We start from the raw sequence: 16,082 nt of genomic DNA, 5'->3' as shown, positions 1-16,082 counted from the left end.
TAACCTGCGTGGACTGGATTGGGTGAGACACAACGACAGGGTTCGTTGAGACAGACGGCAGGTCTCCGGGCCGGAGCAGGCTCAGCCTCCGGTGTCCCGTCTCCGAGGAACTGGCCCCCGTCTCAAGTGAACTGGTCCAATTCGCTGGCGGTCTCAGGTGTCCTGGCTCGCCAACGTGTGTGACTCGGTGCGGGCGTACCGCTGTGGCTCTCAGCCCTGCACGGATGAAGTGACCGAAGTCGTTCCCGCGCGGGCCCCGGCACCGGTTCCTCCACCGCCGGCCGCCCCGCCGATCCCACCTGAGCTGGAAGCCGTGCTCACGCGGATGCGATTTCCCTACCTGCGCAAAGCCGCTCCCGAGGGTCTCGCGACCGCGAGATCACAACGCTGGGACCCGGCCGAGGTCGTGCGGATTCTCCTGGGGACAGAAAATAGGGGCCGGGACGAAGCGACTCGCCGCAACCACCGCAGCCTCGCCCAGCTGCCTTCGGCAAGACCTTCGAGTCCTGGAAGGAGACCGAATCCTCCATCCCCGTCCCGACCCAGCATGCGCTCATGACGCTGGAATGGGTCACCAGGGCGGAGAACTTGGCTGTCGCCGGGCCCAGCGGCACGGGCAAGAACCACCTGGCGGAGGCACTGGCGAACAAGGCGATCGACCAGGGCATGAAGGTCGCCTGGTTTACCTTGAAATCGCTCACCGCCCACCTGGGGCGGGCGACCGTGGACAACACCGTCTCCAGGGGCGTCGCGAAGATCACCCGATGCGACCTCATCGTCGTCGACGACAATCGGCATGCTGCCGTCCGGGCAGGCCGCCGCCGAGGCGTTCTACCGTGTGATCGATGTACGAACGCCGGTCCGTGGTCGTGACCTCGAACCTCCACCCGTCAGGATTCGATTCGATCATGCCGAAGACGCTGGCCACCGCCGCCGTCGACCGGCTCCTGCACCACGCTCACATCGTCCTGACCGAGGGCTCCTCACTGCGGCTGATCCAGGCCACCAGCGGACAGGGCGTCGTCCCGCTGAACCAGCCCGGCTGATCCCGGCCTCCTCAGACGGGCTCCGGAAGATGACCGAGGTGCTTGATGACGCGCTCACGCAGCAGGAGGTACTCCTCCCAGCGACGGGGCAGAGGGCCCGGCGGGCGCTCGACGACACGGGCAGCGGTGACGGTCTGGCCCCGCTGGAACTGCTCGCGCGTCAGGTCGAGTTCCACCCCGCTGGCCAGCCGGTTCCACCAGTGGAAGCCGTGCTGGGTCCCGTCAAGGTGCACCTCGCCGACCATGAGATCACCGCCGAAGACGTCGTGGACGATCAAGGCCGTGATGTCACAGTGCCCCCAGGCCGGGTTACCTGGCTGCCAGTCGGCTTGATCGTCGGGCGAACAGGTGTCGGCAGCCCAACCGGCGCGCAGGGCCTTGCCGAGATCGAGCAGGTTCCAAGGGATCATGCCGCCAGCATCCCAGCCACCACTGGCATCGGCGCTGACACAGACTCCACGAGCGTGGCCTTCCAGAGGCCGCACGACCCGCCGATCAGGGATCGAATAGTCATACCGGACAGGGAGATCAACTGTCCGCCAGCAAGGACCTGAACTGTCCGCTCACCTGGATGTCCCACTGTCCGTGGACAGCCGCTGGCCCCAACGTGCCGCAGCGCCCAGTGCCGCGGCACGAACTACGCTCGAGGTGATTGCGGCGCAATCACTCCCCCGTCACCACTCCCCCGCCCGCAGGTGATTACGGCGTAATCACTTCGCGGCTCCTCACCCACTGGCCGCGGGCTCCTCAATCAGGCCGACGGGCCTCGCACCCCTGGCTCGCCGCTGGCCCTCTCGGTGTCCTGTCTCATCGAAATTGGTCGTCTGCATGCGGCTGACCTTCGTGGGCGGGATTGGGCGAGACGCGTGGACTCGGTTCGTTGAAACAGACCGCAAGTCTTGTGCTTGCCGCATCGCGTGCCGCGGCTAGGCCTCGCTCGTTCCTGAGCCGGACCAGACGGCGAGGTCGCCTCCAGGCAGCAATGGCGCCACCCTGTTGGGCCCGTGACCTGCCACGCATCGAAGCGCATATCGGATGAACAGGTCAGGTGGTGGCCGGTGTCGAAAGCGAGACGCGGGGTGCCGGACTTGAACGCGACCGCCGACAGGACCTTCGCTCCGAACAGAGTCAGGGCCGCTGCAACGTCCTGCGATTCCGGTTTCAGGATCACGGACGGGTTGGCGTGGGCGGTCCCGAGCGAGAGGTTGACGGATGCTTCCAGTGCGACTTCCCAGTCCGAGTCGAGGGCCAGCACGAGCCGGAAGTCCACGCTGATCTTGGTAACGCTCATGCCGCGAAGGTTCAGCATCCACCGGTTCCCGTGTTCTACGGGACTCTCTTCAGCGCTCACTCCTTGCACCTTGGCTGATTCGACAGCCGAGAGCCATGGGATTTCCGCGGCCAGGCGGCAGGGCTAGAACCATGTTCCGGCTGTGGACACAAGCAGATCACACACCGCGTCCACGTGCGTCAACTTGACGCACTGCTGCCCTCGGGGTGATTACGGCGTAATCACCTGGCGGCTCCTCGCCCACTCGCCGCCGGCTCCTCCTCATCGAGGTCGGCGGGCCTCGCACCCCTGGCTCACTCCTGGCCCCTCGTGCCGCAGCGCCCAGGGCCGCGGCAGGAACTGCGCTCGGAATCAGCAGCACCCTCCAATCTTCGGTGACGGTGCCAGGTCTGAGCGCCGCTTAAACGACGCGCGGAACCCTGCGCACTCGGCCACGCATCTCCGAACAGAGCAGACCGATGAGGCGACAAACCGGGGGCGCACACACCTGACTGGCACCGGGCTCTCCGCTCAAGAGCAGGCGCTCTGGGACGCCTTCCCCACGGGGCAGACGTCGACCTGAGACAGCACTCCCCCCGAGCCTGCCTCCGTTGTCCAGCGGCTGGCCCGGGCCAGCGTCCTCACTCATCGCAGCGGAATGGGTCCTTGCTACCCCGATCGCCACGGGCCTCACCCGCGCCGGTAGCCGCGCATTGGGGGAGCGGAAGGGTAGGTCCTACAGCTGAAAGTGATTACGACGTAATCACTTTCAGCTGCCTCGACACAGTGAGACGTCAGCCGCCGGCTACCAGTGCTGCGGCAGCTGCCACCGCCGCAAGCGCACCCTCACCCTTCTCAGCCGTCCGGGCCGTGCGGTCTGCCTTACTCAGCTCACGCACCACGGCCTCCACGTAGATACCGAGGCTGACGAACTGGGTGGGCGTCTCGCAGTGGGGGAGTACCGCCTCGATCTGGTCCAGCCAGAACGTCACGTCATCGTCGTCATCCAGAACGACCCGGTGCTCAAGGAGCCTATGCGCGACAGGAGCCATCAAGGCATGCCGGCGTGAGGCTTCCTCTTCCGCACGGCGTTCCGCCGCGGCTTGAGCCGCAGCCTGTCGCTCGGCAAGCAGAACCGCCTCAGGAGTACGGCGTACCGGCAGGTCCGGGTCTGCGGGATTGGTCAGGGCAGCAGCACGCAGTCTCAGCGCCTTGTTGTAGGCAGCGCTCGGCGCGTTGACCGCAAGCGCGGACGCAAGTTCCGCCCACTCCGCCCCTGCGGCCCGCGCATCGTCAACGGCTCGGGACTGGTGGACATCCGCCTGCTGGCGCAGGTACTCCCACAGCCGGGTGCGGTCGAGTGCGGATGCACGCCGTGCGGCCACGCTCTTCAGGGCGCCGGCGTGAGCCTCAAGGTAGAGAAGGGCACCGAACAGTTCGTCGTCGGCCGGCATGCGACCGATGTCCTCGTCCTCGGCCTCCTCATGCAACTGGCGCAACTGCCCGACGACCGCTGCCGTATCGAGATGACCAACCCTCACAGGGGGTCTGAGCAGCGGTTTTGTCGGGTCCTTCGACCTACGAGCTGTGCGAGCCATGCATCAGAGTGTGCCTCACCCCACGGGATTCACACTCTGTGAAACAACATCTGGCCGGCCTTTGTCCTCTCTTGTGACGGAGCACGCCAGTTGGCCATTGCGCGCGTCACCAGCCAACTTGGCCGTCCGCAGACGAGTGCGGGCAAACCGCAACTTCGCCAATCACGCGTTCAACTGACGGGCGATGAGCCATCGCGCCTGGGCTACGTCGCCGCTGCCCACGGTCAGGCCGACCCTGGCAGCGACGTAGAAGCGGTCCCGGCCTTCGTCCGCGCGCCGTACAGCAGCTACCCAGTCGAAGCCGTCGCCAGCGACACCACGTGCCTCCCGCTCCAACTGCAGCACCGCCCAGCGCCACTCGCGCGCAGCGGCCACAATGTCAGCGTGCGGCCAATGCCCCGGGCTGGCCACGGCTCCCTTCCTGGAAGCGTCGACGCAGCACTTGCCTCGCAGGTCCCCAGACCCTGCTATTCCACGAGCTTGTGCCACCACGACGTCCGTCGTCCTGGCGTCCCCTTTCGCTGACACCGTATGACGTGTGGCGGATCCCGCTGGCCGCCCAACACCACATCGGGGAGAGGGTGCTAGCCCGCCTGAGTGATTACGGCGTAATCAGAGCGAGGCTGCCAGCAGCGCCCGGTACGGCGCTCAATGCCGTCCCACGAGCCTCGGGCCGAGCGCTCCCGAACCTTGGCTCCAAGCCTCAGCCACTCGCCGACAACCGCAGAACCGGGTCGCGGCGGACGTGAAGCGTGGTCGGGGGTTCATGGTGAGCTGCTACCCGGTCCCCTGCTGAAAGGATTTGGCGCCCGCCTTCGGGCTATTGCTGGTTCCTCGCGATGCCTTCCTCCGCCGCCCGACGTAGTGCAGCGGACCGGACTTGGATCACGAGGTGGCCGCAGTGTTCACGATGTCCAACCCAGTCCTCTGGGGACCCGTCCGCTCGATAGTTGGGCCCTGAGAACGCGGACCCTCCCGCTTGCCAGCCCGCGAGTGATTACGGCGTAAGCACTCAGACCGCCGCTTCCCCCGGGCACTGGTGATTACGCCGTAATCAAGCCTCGGCCCGATTCCAGAGAGCAGCGGACCAACTGCCGACGTCTGTCACGTCTCACTCCATCGAGTCGCCTTCTCAGCGAACCGAGTCGTTCGGGCTTCTGTCTCAGCGAACCTGGACGCGCGGCGGTGTGGGCTCGGGGTGCTGCGTGGCGGTACCAGCTGGGGTGGATCAGGCGGGCCGTGCATCGAATTGTCGTACGTGGACGCGGTGCACGGGAGCTGCCGGCGTTCGCTGTGGGACTGTGTGACGGGCCGGTTCGAGGATGTCGCTCCGGTGCACACGCTTCGCTGGTCGCGCGGTGAGCGTCAACGATCCGCAGCATCCGGCTCGTCGGCCTGGTGCCGATGCCAGCCCGAAACTGACCTGCCTCGCAGCGGCTTCCGTGATCTAGTGCCGGTCATGCCGTTGCTGCTGATGGACCTCGACAACACCCTTGTCGACCGCGATGCGGCCTTCCGCGCCGCAGTCGTCGACTTCCTCGCCCAAGACGGCCTGCCTGCCTCGGACCTCACGTGGGTGATGGCTATCGATGCTGGCGGCTATACGACGCGTCAGGAAGTCGCGGCAGCTCTGACCTACCGGTACGGGGCGTGGTGCCGACCACGACCATCCGTGCCCTTCTCGACACTGGCGCCGCCGATCGAGTCGTCCTGGCGCAGTCCACCCGCGAGGCGCTGGGCAAGGCACCGGCGCACGGCTGGAGTTGCGTCATCGTCACCAATGGGCGCACCGTCCAGCAGGAAGCGAAGATCCGTAACACCGGACTCGACCAGCTCGTTCAGGGCTGGGTCATCTCCGAAAGCGTCGGCCACAAGAAGCCGGAACCGGAGATCTTCCAGGCGGCCGCCGCCACCGTCAGCCTCCCCCTGCGGGGCGCGTGGGTCATCGGCGATTCACCGCACGCTGACATCGCGGGCGCCCACCTGCTCGGTCTTCGGAGCGTATGGGTGACGAACGGACATGCCTGGACCCAGGACTCCTACTGGCCCACCCATGTCGCTGACGACGTCGCTTCCGCGATCAACCACACCATCGGGACATCGAGATAGGGCGCCACCAACCCCGAAACCCGCCATGTTGTCTCAACGAATCCGGCTCACGCGTCTCACACAATCCAGCCCACGAAGGTCAGCACCCGAGGACGACCAACTTCGTTGAGACAGGACAGCGCCGAGGCAGCAACGGCAGCTGTCCGACCGGGTCCGAAGAGATCTACCGCTGGCGACTCCCACGACCGATGGGAAGGGAGCGCCGCCGGGACACCGTGTATGGCAACTTGCGCACGAACTGCCGCTTCCTCGCCGCCCGAGTGATTACGCCGTAATCACTCCTCCGGCCGAGCTCCATCAAGAGACTTGTCCGCCGTGGCTGCCCTGCATGTTGATGGGCGGCCCAGCGGAAGTGCCAGCCATGCAAGGGTGCCGTCGCGGCGGCCAGCGATTGCCAACTCCCGTGCGATGGCTTCGCTGGCCAAGTCATGCCCTTCGCGCTCGGCCTGCTCCCTCAGGAACGAGGCGTCCACTACACGGCCAGCGTCCAGCAAGGCCTCGGCCGCCTCGGCGAGCGCGTACTCATCGTCGACAGCGGCAGCCTGGTCGAACCAGGGGAGTGCCTTGCCTCAATCGACCGCCGTCGGCCAGCGCGCTGGCTGCTGCCAGCAGGCTGCCTTCGTTACCTGCCCGCGTCGCGGCTCGGAACCATTCCGGCGCTCATCTAGGTGCCCTTCCACGGCCATGATCTCAGCGGTGTGCCTCTTAGCCTGTGGCGTGGCGCGTGCCGGCGTGCGCACAAGCCACTGTGATGGGCCGACGACATACCGCCGCCCTCATGGCATCACCTACTTCCATGGCTGCTACTCGGTCGGCGATGACCAACTCTGGGGAGTCGTCCGCCGACGCAAGGGCATGGACCACACTTGGGCGGCCCTACGGTCGATCCGCGCGGCCCGTCCGGACGGCGCCCCGATCTACGTGATCCCCGACAACCTGTCCGCGCACCTGAACTGGCGGATCCGCCGCTGGGCCGCCCGGAAAAAGGGATCGATCTCTGCTTCGCCCCGACCTACGCGTCCTGGGCCAACCCAATCGAGGCCCACTTCGGGCCCCTACAGCAGTTCACCCTCGCCAACTCGAACCACCCCAATCACAGCGTCCAGAACCGGGCATTGCACGCCTATCTGCGGTGGCGCAACAAGAACGCCCGTCACCCCGATGTCCTCGCCGCCCAACGACGCGAACGCTCCCGCATCCGCAGCCAGAAGCACATCCGCTGGGGCGGCAGGCCACTTCGGCTTGCGGCCTGAACCCCGGCAGACCTGCTGGTGACAGCATTAGTCGTCGAACTCGAAGCCTGCCGTCTCGGCACGGGCAACAATCTCGCGAACGGCGCTGGGGCTCAAGAACACGGGCTCAAGGGCAGTCTTGAGCTGCGCGAGGTCACCCGAGCTCCCGAGCGCACAGAACATGCCACCCTCACTGTCGAAGTCGAGGCGCTCAGCAAGATCCGGCCAGGCGAACTGCACAAGACCTTCCCAGAAGTACCCATTCGGCTCGTGTCCGGCGGCAACGACTGCAGCATCGGCGGCCAGGTCACCAGCAGCGAGTGTTAGCGAGTGCTCGCCGTCGAAGTCGTGCAGGGTGATAGTCAAGGCGCGATCTTCCCACGCCCGGTGCACAGGCCACCCAGCCCAACAAACTGCTTGTCCGCTCCCGATCCGGCGAACCTTTCCGGTCACAGCACTCGGTCGAAGCCAGCCGCCAGGTACTGAGTGACCATGCAGTCCTTGGCGGAGCACGCAGCTGCGACCAAGCGAGGGTCGTCCGACTTGCTGCTCAGATCGACTTCGCGAGGCGTAAATGCCGCGGGCCTAGAGGACGTCCGGCCAGCAGGTAGCGAGCCTGCCCGTGCGGGTCAGGGTTCTTGGGGCGGCGGGCAGGGGCTGGGGAGCGTGCCGTGTTCGGGCCTGGCCGACGGGGGAGTGGTCAGCAAACTCGTCGAAGTAGCCGGGTCTTGGCCAAATGGTGCCCAGGACCAGAATGGGCGCGCGGGTTGTGCCTGCCAGGAGAGTGCGCAGCGCGGCGGCTATCTGCTCACCATGATCGGGGTGCAGCAGGTAGTGGTGGGCTTCGTTGCGCCAGACGGCGGTCCTGGGTCCGACTCTGTCGAGTTCGGCGATACCGCCTGGGGGCGCCCGGGATCGATGGTGTGCCACAGCCGCCAGTCGTCTGGCAGGCATGCGCGGCTCCCTAGCAGGCTTGAGTCTTGCCCAGGGATGAGGAGCCGACCGGCATCACCCGGTGGCTGGTGCCGCGGGCTGCCTCGGCTATGGCGCCGCAGCTCGAGGTCGTGGTCACGTTCGACGTAGCTGGGCCGCCCCCTGACGCTTCGCCAGGTGATCTCGTGGGGGACCTCGAGGTCATAGGCGTCGATCTCTTTGACAGGCCGCCCGAGGAGTTCGGCGGGCTGAACCTGCCGCCACAGCGCGGTGATTCTTGTCCAGCCTCCTGGCCGTCGCCACCGACCATGCGGGTCAGCACTGCGACCGCGGCCGATTGTTTTGCGGGAACGGCAGGATCGCCGATTAGGTGACTCTCATCGGCAGCCGTCAGGGTTCGACCGAGTCGCGGAGAACGGGCGTGACCCTGATCTTCGTTGGACAGGGCCATCTCGCCGCTGCAAGCGCCGAATAGATACCCCGAGCTGCGCCGGCGAGATGAGCCTAGATCACCTGGCCGCCACTGATCACAAACGAGGCTAGCGTAACAATCAGCACATAAGCGACTCCCAGAATGGGGCCTCCAGTGGCCGATCTCCGAGGAGGGAATACGATCGGACCCCGGACCTGGCGATAGGCCGTCAGAAGCCCATACAGGCTCTTCAGGTCCGTTCACGGCGCCCTCAATTGCCGCATCCGTCCCGGAACAGCTCGGCCTGGGGCTCCAGCTCCGACGAACTTCCAGCCGTCCCACTGCGCGGCGGATCGCGCTGCGGCTACAAGTCGGGGCTCCAGGACTCCGGGTACCGCCGGGCGGCGAACTGCGCGGAACTGAACTACAACGGGTACGCCTCGGGGGAGTGGGTAACCAGGGCGTGGCCCGTGTCCGACTTCGAACTCGGCGGCCGGGCCGGAGAGCTGCAGGGGAGGCGTGGTCAGGATTCCGTGAGACCAGCGATTTGAGTCAGGATGGGATCGGCGGCGAGGCGTTGACGCGCCTGGTAGAGGTGGACCCGGACTGTACTGGGGCTGATACGCATCTGCTGCGCAGTGTGGGCTGTGGGGGTGCCGAGCGCCCACAGCCAGGTGACCTGCCGCATGCGGCAGGGAAGCCGGTTGAGCGGCGCCGCCCATAGGACTTCGAGCGTGGTGACGTCCAGCCAGAACGGCTCATCCGGTGTGCAGGGCAGGCAGAGGTAGCCGGTGATGCGCAGCTGGTCGCCGGGGGCCAGCTCGTGCAGCACGGCAGCCACGAGCGCGGGGGTGGTGGCCGTGCAAACAACGACCATTTCGTCCACCACTTCGTCGGTGTGGGAGACGACAAGGCGGAAGCGGGCAGTGGCCTCACACCGATCGCCGCGCACGGCCTCCTCGTACAGGAAGCCGTCCAGAGTGACCGCTATGCCGCTGTGGTTCATGGTCATCCCGCCTTCCTGGCCGGTGCATGTTGCGCCGCTGGTCGTCCGGCGTGAGCTTCCGCGGCCGCCGTGGCAGGGGTCCGTTGACGTCGCGGTGCAGGCGGACGATGCGGGCTTCGCGGACGGTGAGCGGGGCGTAGCGGGCGGCCTGGCGCTGCTCGCGGCGCCGGTCTTCGCGGTCGGCGACGACGGTCACCCAGTCGGTGCCGAGCCGGTCGGCCAGGCGCTGGCGCAGCTGGGTGCGTTCGCGGGCGGTGGTGCCTGCCCACACACCGAGGCGTGCCTGAGTGGGGTGGGCCAGTGCCCATTTGGGCGCCTGCCGCGATCGGGAAGCCGGAGCACAGCTGCTTGGCCTGCTCGATGTCGGTCTGTGCTGCCGGTGTGCTGGTCGTCTCGTGGGAGAAGAGGGCGGGGCGGCGCTGGCAGGCAGTGGGGGAGGGGGTGTAGGGGAAGGTGATCCGGTCGGAGGCCGGCAGGTCGGATCGGAGTCCGGGCATGGCAGAGCTCTCCAAAGAGGGGGGAGGGTCAGGCGTGGTCGTCGTCGCGTGGGCGCTTGGGCTGGATGTCGGAGGCGAACCTACTGAGCTGAGGCGGGCCTCCGTGGGGTGCTGGGTGATCCAGTCTGTTCGGCTTCTCGAGGTTCGTGGCTTCACGCAGATTCTGGCCGCTGAGAAGATCACCGCCATGACCATCTCGTTCCGCATCGACCGAATCCTCGGTGACCGTCCCTTCACCGAGGTCGGTGATCCTGTCCTCGCCGTCGATGACGCGGGCCGCGGTCTGCTAGCAGTAGCAGGCACGCACGTGGCAGTGGCGGGCGGGCACGACTTCGGCAGCACTGCGCCTGTTGGTGTCTACGGCATCGATGATCTGACCTGCCGAGCGCTTCTCCGTACGCGCTATCCCGTACACGCCATGGCTTTCCACCCCAGGCTCCCCCTCCTTGCAGTCGGCACGGGCAACTACGACGGCGGCTACTTCTTCGAAGGGGAATCGCTCCTTCTGGACCTGGAGACGGGCAGCGCCACGTCGCTCATCGAGCACGAACTCGGCTGCCAAGTCCTGGGCTTGGAATGGCGCAGCGAACAGGAACTAGGCGTGCTAATAGCGCCGCCTGACGACTGGCAGGACAAAGACGCGTGGCACGAAGGGCACGTCGCGGTGGTGCATCGGCTCGACTGGACGGTCGTACCATCCCGGTCGATCACCGGATATGACTTGGCCGGACCACGGGTAGCGGCCCCGCGAACCGATCGTCGAGAGGACGCCCGCCAGACGGTTTCCGGTCTGAGTACGAACTGGGACCCGCGACGCAACGTCCGCGCGGTTGAAGAGTTGCCCGACGGCAGGATCGTGGCGACGCTCGACGGGGTCCAGCTGGAGTCCTGGCTGCCCTCGGGGCAACGGCAGTGGGCTGTCCGGGACAACGATGGCGGCGGCCGTGACATTGTCATCGCCGCAGATGAGCGATCAGCCTGGGTTGGTCTGGTGCGGCCTCCGTGGGAGAAGCGTGCTCAGGCCGTGGTCCGGCTCGCGCTCCAGGACGGGGCGCAGCTAGATCAACACACTCCCGCCGACGCGGTCTCCCTGGTGCGATGTGCTGACGGCCTGCCTGCCCTCGCACCCGCTGGGCGGAACGGGGAGCGGAGCAGGTTGCGCATCCGGCGTGGCAGCCGGATCTACTTTCGGGAAACCATTTCAACGCAGGACGGGCAACAGCCTGGACCAGGTGAGGCCTGGCTTGCGGCAGCGGACCTGAGGTCCATACCGGTTGCCGAACGTCCGCGTGAGCCGAGGCGGGCGGAGGTCGATCATTTGTGTCCCTACTCTCCTGAAAACCAGGTGAGACACACTTCGCCGGCCCCGGCGTGGAGACCGCCGACTGTGATTTGACTTATGCCGGCACTGTCTACCACGGCCACGGGTTGCAGCCCGGCGGCTCGTTCGTCGTACGGCGCATGGTGGCCAGTAAGGAGCCTACTTGGGTCTTTCGGACAGACCGCAGGCCACGGACCTCGACCACGACGTGGAGACCGTCTATGTAACGTACGACGACGGCGAGATCGTCGGACTCGATCTCCATGACGGCAAAGTCCGCTGGCGTCAGCACCTGACTGTTGCCGGAGTACCCGTCGTGGCGACTGCGCTGACCGTTACCGAACCCAGCCGACTGCTCATTGGCACCACCGACGGGCGACTCCTGGACTGCTCGACCGTCTAGGAAGTGCCGATCGAGGGCGTCTGGAACGATGTGCTTGTGCAGGTAGATGATGAGACGGTGGCAGCGAGCGGGGACGGACCGGAGTGGACGGGTGCGGTGAGTCAGCGTCTCCGTTGCTGTGTCTGTGATGGGTCGACTGATGGCGCCGAGGACTACGTGCTCGTCGAACTGACGGCGAAGTTCTCTGACGCGCGCCAATGGCTGGGTGCCCATGCGGAGCACCTGAACTCCGTCCTTGCGGAGGGTTTCTCCGTGGAGGTTCACGACATGTAGGGACTGCCGTCATGGCCTGCGCGATCTCGGTTCGCAGGCAGGCTGGTTGCCTCACCTCGTTCCAGTTGTCCGAGGTTCGTAGAAGGTGCCGTCTCTGAGCATGGCGAACAGGACCCCGGCCCTGCGTCTGGCGAGGCAGAGCAGGGCCTGGGTGTGGTGCTTGCCCTGGGCAATCTTCTTGTCGTAGTAGATCCGGGACGCGGGGTCGCCCAGGGCGGCGAACGCGGAGAGGAAGAAAGCCCGTTTGACGGTCCCGACGCCCTTCTGGCGGGCTGCCTCATGCTGGAGGAGTGCGTGCCTGCTGCGCCCGCTCCCGGCCCGCAATGAGGTGTACGGATACGGCGTCGCCATCGCCTACCTAGAGGCCTGCGGGGAACGCGTGGACACGAAGTTCGAGCCCTGGCGGGAGCTGATCTACGACATCCGGGAGCTGCGGTTGGACTCGTGCGGCATCGCCGAGAGGCTGCGTTCCTGGCGCCAGGCCTGACCCTGACTGACGCTGCGTGCGCCCGGTGCCTCGCGCCGCAGCCCGGCTGGCCGCGTCCGTGGCGCGAGGCAGGCAGCGACGCAGTTGACTTCTGGGTAGCGCGGTCCTGGCTCGGCACCGGCGGGCCCCTAGGCTCCGTCCGGTGGAGACGTTACTGATCATCACGGCTACCGCCCTGTGGGGCGGTGGCGCGGGCGTGCTCATACCCCGACCCGCGTACAGATTCTCCGTGACGCCCGAGGAACCCTGGCGGTCGGCATGCCCGGCTGGCCATCCCCTCACCGGGACGGGGCGCGGCTGGCTGGGGCGTGCCCGCTGCGCCGCGGGGGACACTTTCGGGCCGAGCGCCCTCGCCGTCGCCTTCGCCACGACCGCGGTGTGCGTTCTTCTTGCCACCACCACTGGTGCCCGCCCCGAACTGGTGGTCTGGCTGCTGCTCGCCCCGGCCGGCGTGCTGCTCGCCGCCGTCGACTTCACGGCGCACCGACTGCCGGACGTGCTCACCCTGCCACTCGCTGCGGCCGCGCTCGCCCTGCTCGGCGTTGCCGCGATGCTGCCCAGTGCCGGCGGCAGCTGGACGTCCGCGCTGCTCGGCTCCCTCATCGTGGGCGCCTGCTACTTAGTGCTCTTCCTGCTCAGCAAGGGCTTCGGGTTCGGCGACGTCAAGCTCGCCCTCGTCCTGGGCGCTGTCCTGGGCTGGTACGGCTGGGCGATCGTCGTGGTCGGGACGTTCGCCGGGTACCTGCTGGGCGCTCTGTACGGCATCGTCCTCATCGTCACGGGCCGGGGCAGCCGGAAGACCAGGATCCCGTTCGGCCCGCTGCTTCTCGCCGGGGCGTTCGCCGGTGTACTCCTGGGCTCCTACACCCGTTGATCCCCATGAGACGAGGCGTGCGGGACCGTCATGGCTTTGCCCGGAGATGTCAGGGGCGGGGGGCGAGCAGTACATCGAAGCGCGCGTGCTAGCAGCTGATGATCAGCCGTTCGTTCGGATCCCAACGAACCCGAGCGCCAGGCCCTGCCCTGCGAGGGCTGCGGGCAGAAGCGGTCGGCCGGCTGTGTGAGCGTGCAGCCCTCGCAGGGCAGGGCCTGCTCGTGAAAGCCGAGAGGATGGTCACGGCCGCATGGTCCACTGACGGGCAAGCGGCGCGTGGCACTCGCAAGTGTGTGGGTAGCGCGGCGCGTATACCGTGCGGAATACTTCGGGTATGGCTGAAACCACTGTGAAGGTCGATACGAACACCAGGGACACCCTGCAGGGCCTCGCCGCTGCCGAGGGCCTGTCTGTGAAGGCCTACCTCGCCAAGCTGGCGGGGGAGAAGGAACAAGAGCGGGCCTTGCAGACGGCGACCGCTGCTTTCCGCCGCGCGATCAGCGAGCCCGGCGTCATGGATGCCTTCGATGCCGAGTTCGGCGGGCTTCCGTCCGTCGCACACAGCGGCCGCCGGGCGGCCTGACCTGTGCCTCCCGTCGTGTACGTCGACTACCGGTGGTTCCTCGAGCGCCAGGAAGAAATCCTCCGGGACGACCTGACCGTCAACGACTTTTCTGTGCTTGTCGGCATGGCTCAGCGCCACCGGGTCGACCCGCCCCGGCATGATCAGCACGATCCCGACGCGTTCTGGCGGGCTGCCGTCATGCTGGAGGAGTGCGTGCTGCTGCGGCCGCTTCCGGCCCGCAATGAGGTGTATGGATACGGCGTCGCCATCGCCTATCTCGAGGCTTGCGGGGAACGCGTGGACACGAAGTTCGAGCTCTGGCGGGAGCTGATTTACGACATCCGGGAACTGCGCCTGGATTCGTACAGCATCGCCGAGAGGCTGCGTTCCTGGCGCCAGGCCTGACCCTGACCAGCCCTGCGTACGCCCGGTGCTACGCGCCGCAGCCCGGCGTGGCCGCGTCGGTGGCATAGGGCAGCAGCGACGCAGTTGACCTCTTTGTGGGGCCACCCTGGCCCGGCACCGGCGAGCCCCTGGGCTCCGTGCGGTGGAGACGTTACTGAGTGCTCATACCCCGCCCCGCTGGGCGCCGCCCTGGGCTGGTACGGCTGGGCGACCGTCGTGGTCGGGACCTTCGCCGGGTACCGGCTGGGCGCTCTGTGCGTGGTGCGGCCCCGCTCATTCAGCCGGAGCGCTGCCGACGTGGTTCCCGAGACAAGCATCCCGGGACTGCACGAAGGCTCATAGCCTTCACCAGCGGACGGTCGACGAAATGTCGTCTCCGTCGGCGGCGGGGCGGCTGCTTGGTTCCGTCGGCCAGTCCCGTGCGAAGTCGTCTGGGACGGCTTCTACATCCAGCCGACCACCAGATACGCCTCGAAGCCTCTCCAAGGCCTCGTCGATCTCTGGCAGGACGAGCTCCGCCAGCTGCGCGGCGAGGTCAGCCAACGCCAGCCTTCGCCCTACCAGCGCAAAGTCCACGGCTGCCCCGGTATGACCATCCTTGATCTTTTCGATGGCCGTTTCTGCCTCGACACGTGCCTTGTCGGCCTCAACCTTCGCAGCACCCGCCTGAGCAATCTCCATCTCCGCCTTAGCGTTGGCCACTCTGATTCTTCCGGGGAGCGTCCAGAGCTTCTCTACATTGGTGAGTGCGACGCTGAACAGCCCGAGAGCTGCACGAGCGGCTGACCCCGCCACCAAGATCACTGCCAGCGATCCACTGTGGAACCGCTCGATACGCGGACGTTCGGCCGTCGCCGCCGTCCGGGACTGCGCTATGAGCTTGCTCCTCGCATCAACATCTTCCTCACCCGACACCTGGGCAAGGAGGGTGAGCACGACGCATTTTTCGTAGAGGTCATCCAGCGCACCCAGGAACAGAGCCGCCTGCCGTAGATCGCCAGGGGCTTCAGGGGCTGTCAGCTGGAGCCGATGAACACCGCCCTTGATCAATTGCACCGGAATCACCCGTCCCTTTCACCGGGAATGTAGCTGCTCACCCTGCTATGCGCTGTTCCGGCTGAGCCGTTCGTGGCCAACGAGCGTAGCGGCCTCTGGTCAGCCGTCCATATGGATCCCCCTGAACCCGGGCCCCAGCTACTGTCCTGCCTCAGCGACGGCTGAGACGTTCACGGCCAGCATCAGACGACCGTCCGTCGCTCTGGATCTGCGAACACACCGTGGCTGACGCCACCACCTCGGACTGACGCCACCAGGCTTCCACTGCCTCGCCGTCGCTAATGCGGGCGGTCGGACAATCTCAGCTATCGCCGCCTAGGAGCCGCTACGGGCTGACCGGGCACGGGCTGACCGGGCACAGGCTGACCGGGCACAGGCTGACCAGGCACAGGCTCTGCAGCGGCTAGTGCCGCCGCAGCAGCCCGTTCCGCAGCCCTGTGCTGCTCGATCGAACCATACGGAACCCGCGGAGACATCAACTGGGGACGAAGGTCTGGTATAGACGCCACGGGGCCATACATCATGCGAGAGATCTCATGAACTCCAGCTTCGACCCCCTCAACCCGCTGCTCCAACCGCTTGACCTCAGCAGCAA

At 66.7% G+C, this 16,082-nt stretch carries 17 protein-coding genes and 2 pseudogenes; 11 read left to right on the top strand and 8 right to left on the bottom strand.

Annotated elements, in window-relative coordinates; all coding sequences use genetic code 11:
* Nucleotides 1-555: 555 nt before the first annotated feature.
* Together QF030_RS02050 and QF030_RS02045 are read left to right on the top strand one after the other, a co-directional pair.
* Entirely contained in the window at nt 556-873 is a 318-nt protein-coding gene (locus QF030_RS02050) for an ATP-binding protein (RefSeq protein ID WP_307160890.1), read from the top strand.
* Entirely contained in the window at nt 846-1,046 is a 201-nt protein-coding gene (locus QF030_RS02045; RefSeq protein WP_307160889.1) for an ATP-binding protein, read from the top strand. The genes QF030_RS02050 and QF030_RS02045 overlap by 28 nt, the downstream gene beginning before the upstream one ends.
* 11 nt (nt 1,047-1,057) lie before the next feature.
* On the opposite strand, the gene QF030_RS02040 is transcribed toward QF030_RS02045, so the two are convergent.
* From QF030_RS02040 to QF030_RS02030, 4 genes are all read right to left on the bottom strand, one after another.
* A complete protein-coding gene (locus QF030_RS02040) occupies nt 1,058-1,456 on the bottom strand; it encodes a YunG family protein (protein WP_307160888.1) in 399 nt (132 codons plus the stop codon).
* A gap of 341 nt (nt 1,457-1,797) precedes the next feature.
* Nucleotides 1,798-2,355: a DUF6188 family protein gene (locus QF030_RS40450; protein WP_373428719.1), complete on the bottom strand. Its 558-nt coding sequence runs from the start codon at nt 2,353-2,355 to the stop codon at nt 1,798-1,800.
* Between the two features lie 755 nt (nt 2,356-3,110).
* A complete protein-coding gene (locus tag QF030_RS02035; protein WP_307160887.1) occupies nt 3,111-3,914 on the bottom strand; it encodes a hypothetical protein in 804 nt (267 codons plus the stop codon).
* A gap of 162 nt (nt 3,915-4,076) precedes the next feature.
* Nucleotides 4,077-4,289, bottom strand: a complete 213-nt coding sequence (locus tag QF030_RS02030) for a hypothetical protein (protein WP_307160886.1) — start codon at nt 4,287-4,289, stop codon at nt 4,077-4,079.
* 1,275 nt (nt 4,290-5,564) lie between these two features.
* Between QF030_RS02030 and QF030_RS02025 the strand changes: the two genes are divergently transcribed.
* The 3 genes and pseudogenes from QF030_RS02025 to QF030_RS02015 form a co-directional block, all read left to right on the top strand.
* Nucleotides 5,565-6,023, top strand: coding sequence for an HAD family hydrolase (locus tag QF030_RS02025; protein WP_307160885.1), 459 nt, complete (start codon nt 5,565-5,567; stop codon nt 6,021-6,023).
* A 428-nt stretch (nt 6,024-6,451) separates the two neighbouring features.
* Nucleotides 6,452-6,691 carry a hypothetical protein gene (locus QF030_RS02020; RefSeq protein ID WP_307160884.1) on the top strand — a complete coding sequence of 80 codons (240 nt, stop codon included), beginning with the start codon at nt 6,452-6,454 and terminating at the stop codon, nt 6,689-6,691.
* An 88-nt stretch (nt 6,692-6,779) separates the two neighbouring features.
* Nucleotides 6,780-7,276 (top strand): annotated as a pseudogene (locus tag QF030_RS02015) (transposase); the annotation flags it as partial.
* A gap of 27 nt (nt 7,277-7,303) precedes the next feature.
* Here the strand turns inward: QF030_RS02015 and QF030_RS02010 are convergent.
* Both QF030_RS02010 and QF030_RS02005 read right to left on the bottom strand, forming a co-directional pair.
* Nucleotides 7,304-7,621, bottom strand: coding sequence for an Imm51 family immunity protein (locus tag QF030_RS02010; RefSeq protein WP_307160883.1), 318 nt, complete (start codon nt 7,619-7,621; stop codon nt 7,304-7,306).
* 1,502 nt (nt 7,622-9,123) lie between these two features.
* Nucleotides 9,124-9,612, bottom strand: coding sequence for a hypothetical protein (locus QF030_RS02005; RefSeq protein WP_307160882.1), 489 nt, complete (start codon nt 9,610-9,612; stop codon nt 9,124-9,126).
* A gap of 606 nt (nt 9,613-10,218) precedes the next feature.
* On the opposite strand from QF030_RS02005, the gene QF030_RS02000 reads away from it, so the two are divergent.
* From QF030_RS02000 to QF030_RS01990, 3 genes are all read left to right on the top strand, one after another.
* Nucleotides 10,219-11,499, top strand: coding sequence for a hypothetical protein (locus tag QF030_RS02000; RefSeq protein WP_307160881.1), 1,281 nt, complete (start codon nt 10,219-10,221; stop codon nt 11,497-11,499).
* Between the two features lie 88 nt (nt 11,500-11,587).
* Nucleotides 11,588-11,827 carry a hypothetical protein gene (locus tag QF030_RS01995; RefSeq protein WP_307160880.1) on the top strand — a complete coding sequence of 80 codons (240 nt, stop codon included), beginning with the start codon at nt 11,588-11,590 and terminating at the stop codon, nt 11,825-11,827.
* 3 nt (nt 11,828-11,830) lie between these two features.
* Nucleotides 11,831-12,100 carry a hypothetical protein gene (locus QF030_RS01990; protein ID WP_307160879.1) on the top strand — a complete coding sequence of 90 codons (270 nt, stop codon included), beginning with the start codon at nt 11,831-11,833 and terminating at the stop codon, nt 12,098-12,100.
* A 51-nt stretch (nt 12,101-12,151) separates the two neighbouring features.
* Here the strand turns inward: QF030_RS01990 and QF030_RS01985 are convergent.
* Nucleotides 12,152-12,352, bottom strand: a pseudogene (locus tag QF030_RS01985) (IS110 family transposase); the annotation flags it as partial.
* 377 nt (nt 12,353-12,729) lie between these two features.
* Here QF030_RS01985 and QF030_RS01980 point away from each other — a divergent pair.
* The 3 genes from QF030_RS01980 (at nt 12,730) to QF030_RS01970 (ending at nt 14,431) form a co-directional block, all read left to right on the top strand.
* Nucleotides 12,730-13,461, top strand: a complete 732-nt coding sequence (locus QF030_RS01980; protein ID WP_307160878.1) for a prepilin peptidase — start codon at nt 12,730-12,732, stop codon at nt 13,459-13,461.
* A gap of 334 nt (nt 13,462-13,795) precedes the next feature.
* Complete coding sequence (locus tag QF030_RS01975; protein ID WP_307160877.1) at nt 13,796-14,044, top strand: antitoxin MazE7; 249 nt, start codon at nt 13,796-13,798, stop codon at nt 14,042-14,044.
* Between the two features lie 3 nt (nt 14,045-14,047).
* Complete coding sequence (locus tag QF030_RS01970) at nt 14,048-14,431, top strand: toxin Doc (RefSeq protein WP_307160876.1); 384 nt, start codon at nt 14,048-14,050, stop codon at nt 14,429-14,431.
* A gap of 345 nt (nt 14,432-14,776) precedes the next feature.
* Here QF030_RS01970 and QF030_RS01965 read toward each other — a convergent pair whose 3' ends face one another.
* The gene (locus QF030_RS01965; protein ID WP_307160875.1) at nt 14,777-15,487 is read right to left on the bottom strand and encodes a hypothetical protein; all 711 of its coding nucleotides are present in this window, start codon (nt 15,485-15,487) and stop codon (nt 14,777-14,779) included.
* Nucleotides 15,488-16,082 lie beyond the last annotated feature (595 nt).

It is taken from the genome of Streptomyces rishiriensis (assembly GCF_030815485.1).
Classification (GTDB): Bacteria; Actinomycetota; Actinomycetes; order Streptomycetales; family Streptomycetaceae; genus Streptomyces; species Streptomyces rishiriensis_A.
This window is presented reverse-complemented; position numbering and strand designations above follow the sequence as displayed.

Coding starts and splice junctions, on each gene's coding strand:
- QF030_RS02040 (WP_307160888.1), bottom strand. CDS start 1,456: ATGATCCCTTGGAACCTGCTCGATCTCGGCAAGGCCCTGCGCGCCGGT.
- QF030_RS01975 (WP_307160877.1), top strand. CDS start 13,796: ATGGCTGAAACCACTGTGAAGGTCGATACGAACACCAGGGACACCCTG.
- QF030_RS02050 (WP_307160890.1), top strand. CDS start 556: ATGACGCTGGAATGGGTCACCAGGGCGGAGAACTTGGCTGTCGCCGGG.
- QF030_RS40450 (WP_373428719.1), bottom strand. CDS start 2,355: ATGCTGAACCTTCGCGGCATGAGCGTTACCAAGATCAGCGTGGACTTC.
- QF030_RS02005 (WP_307160882.1), bottom strand. CDS start 9,612: ATGACCATGAACCACAGCGGCATAGCGGTCACTCTGGACGGCTTCCTG.
- QF030_RS02020 (WP_307160884.1), top strand. CDS start 6,452: ATGCCCTTCGCGCTCGGCCTGCTCCCTCAGGAACGAGGCGTCCACTAC.
- QF030_RS02035 (WP_307160887.1), bottom strand. CDS start 3,914: ATGGCTCGCACAGCTCGTAGGTCGAAGGACCCGACAAAACCGCTGCTC.
- QF030_RS02045 (WP_307160889.1), top strand. CDS start 846: ATGTACGAACGCCGGTCCGTGGTCGTGACCTCGAACCTCCACCCGTCA.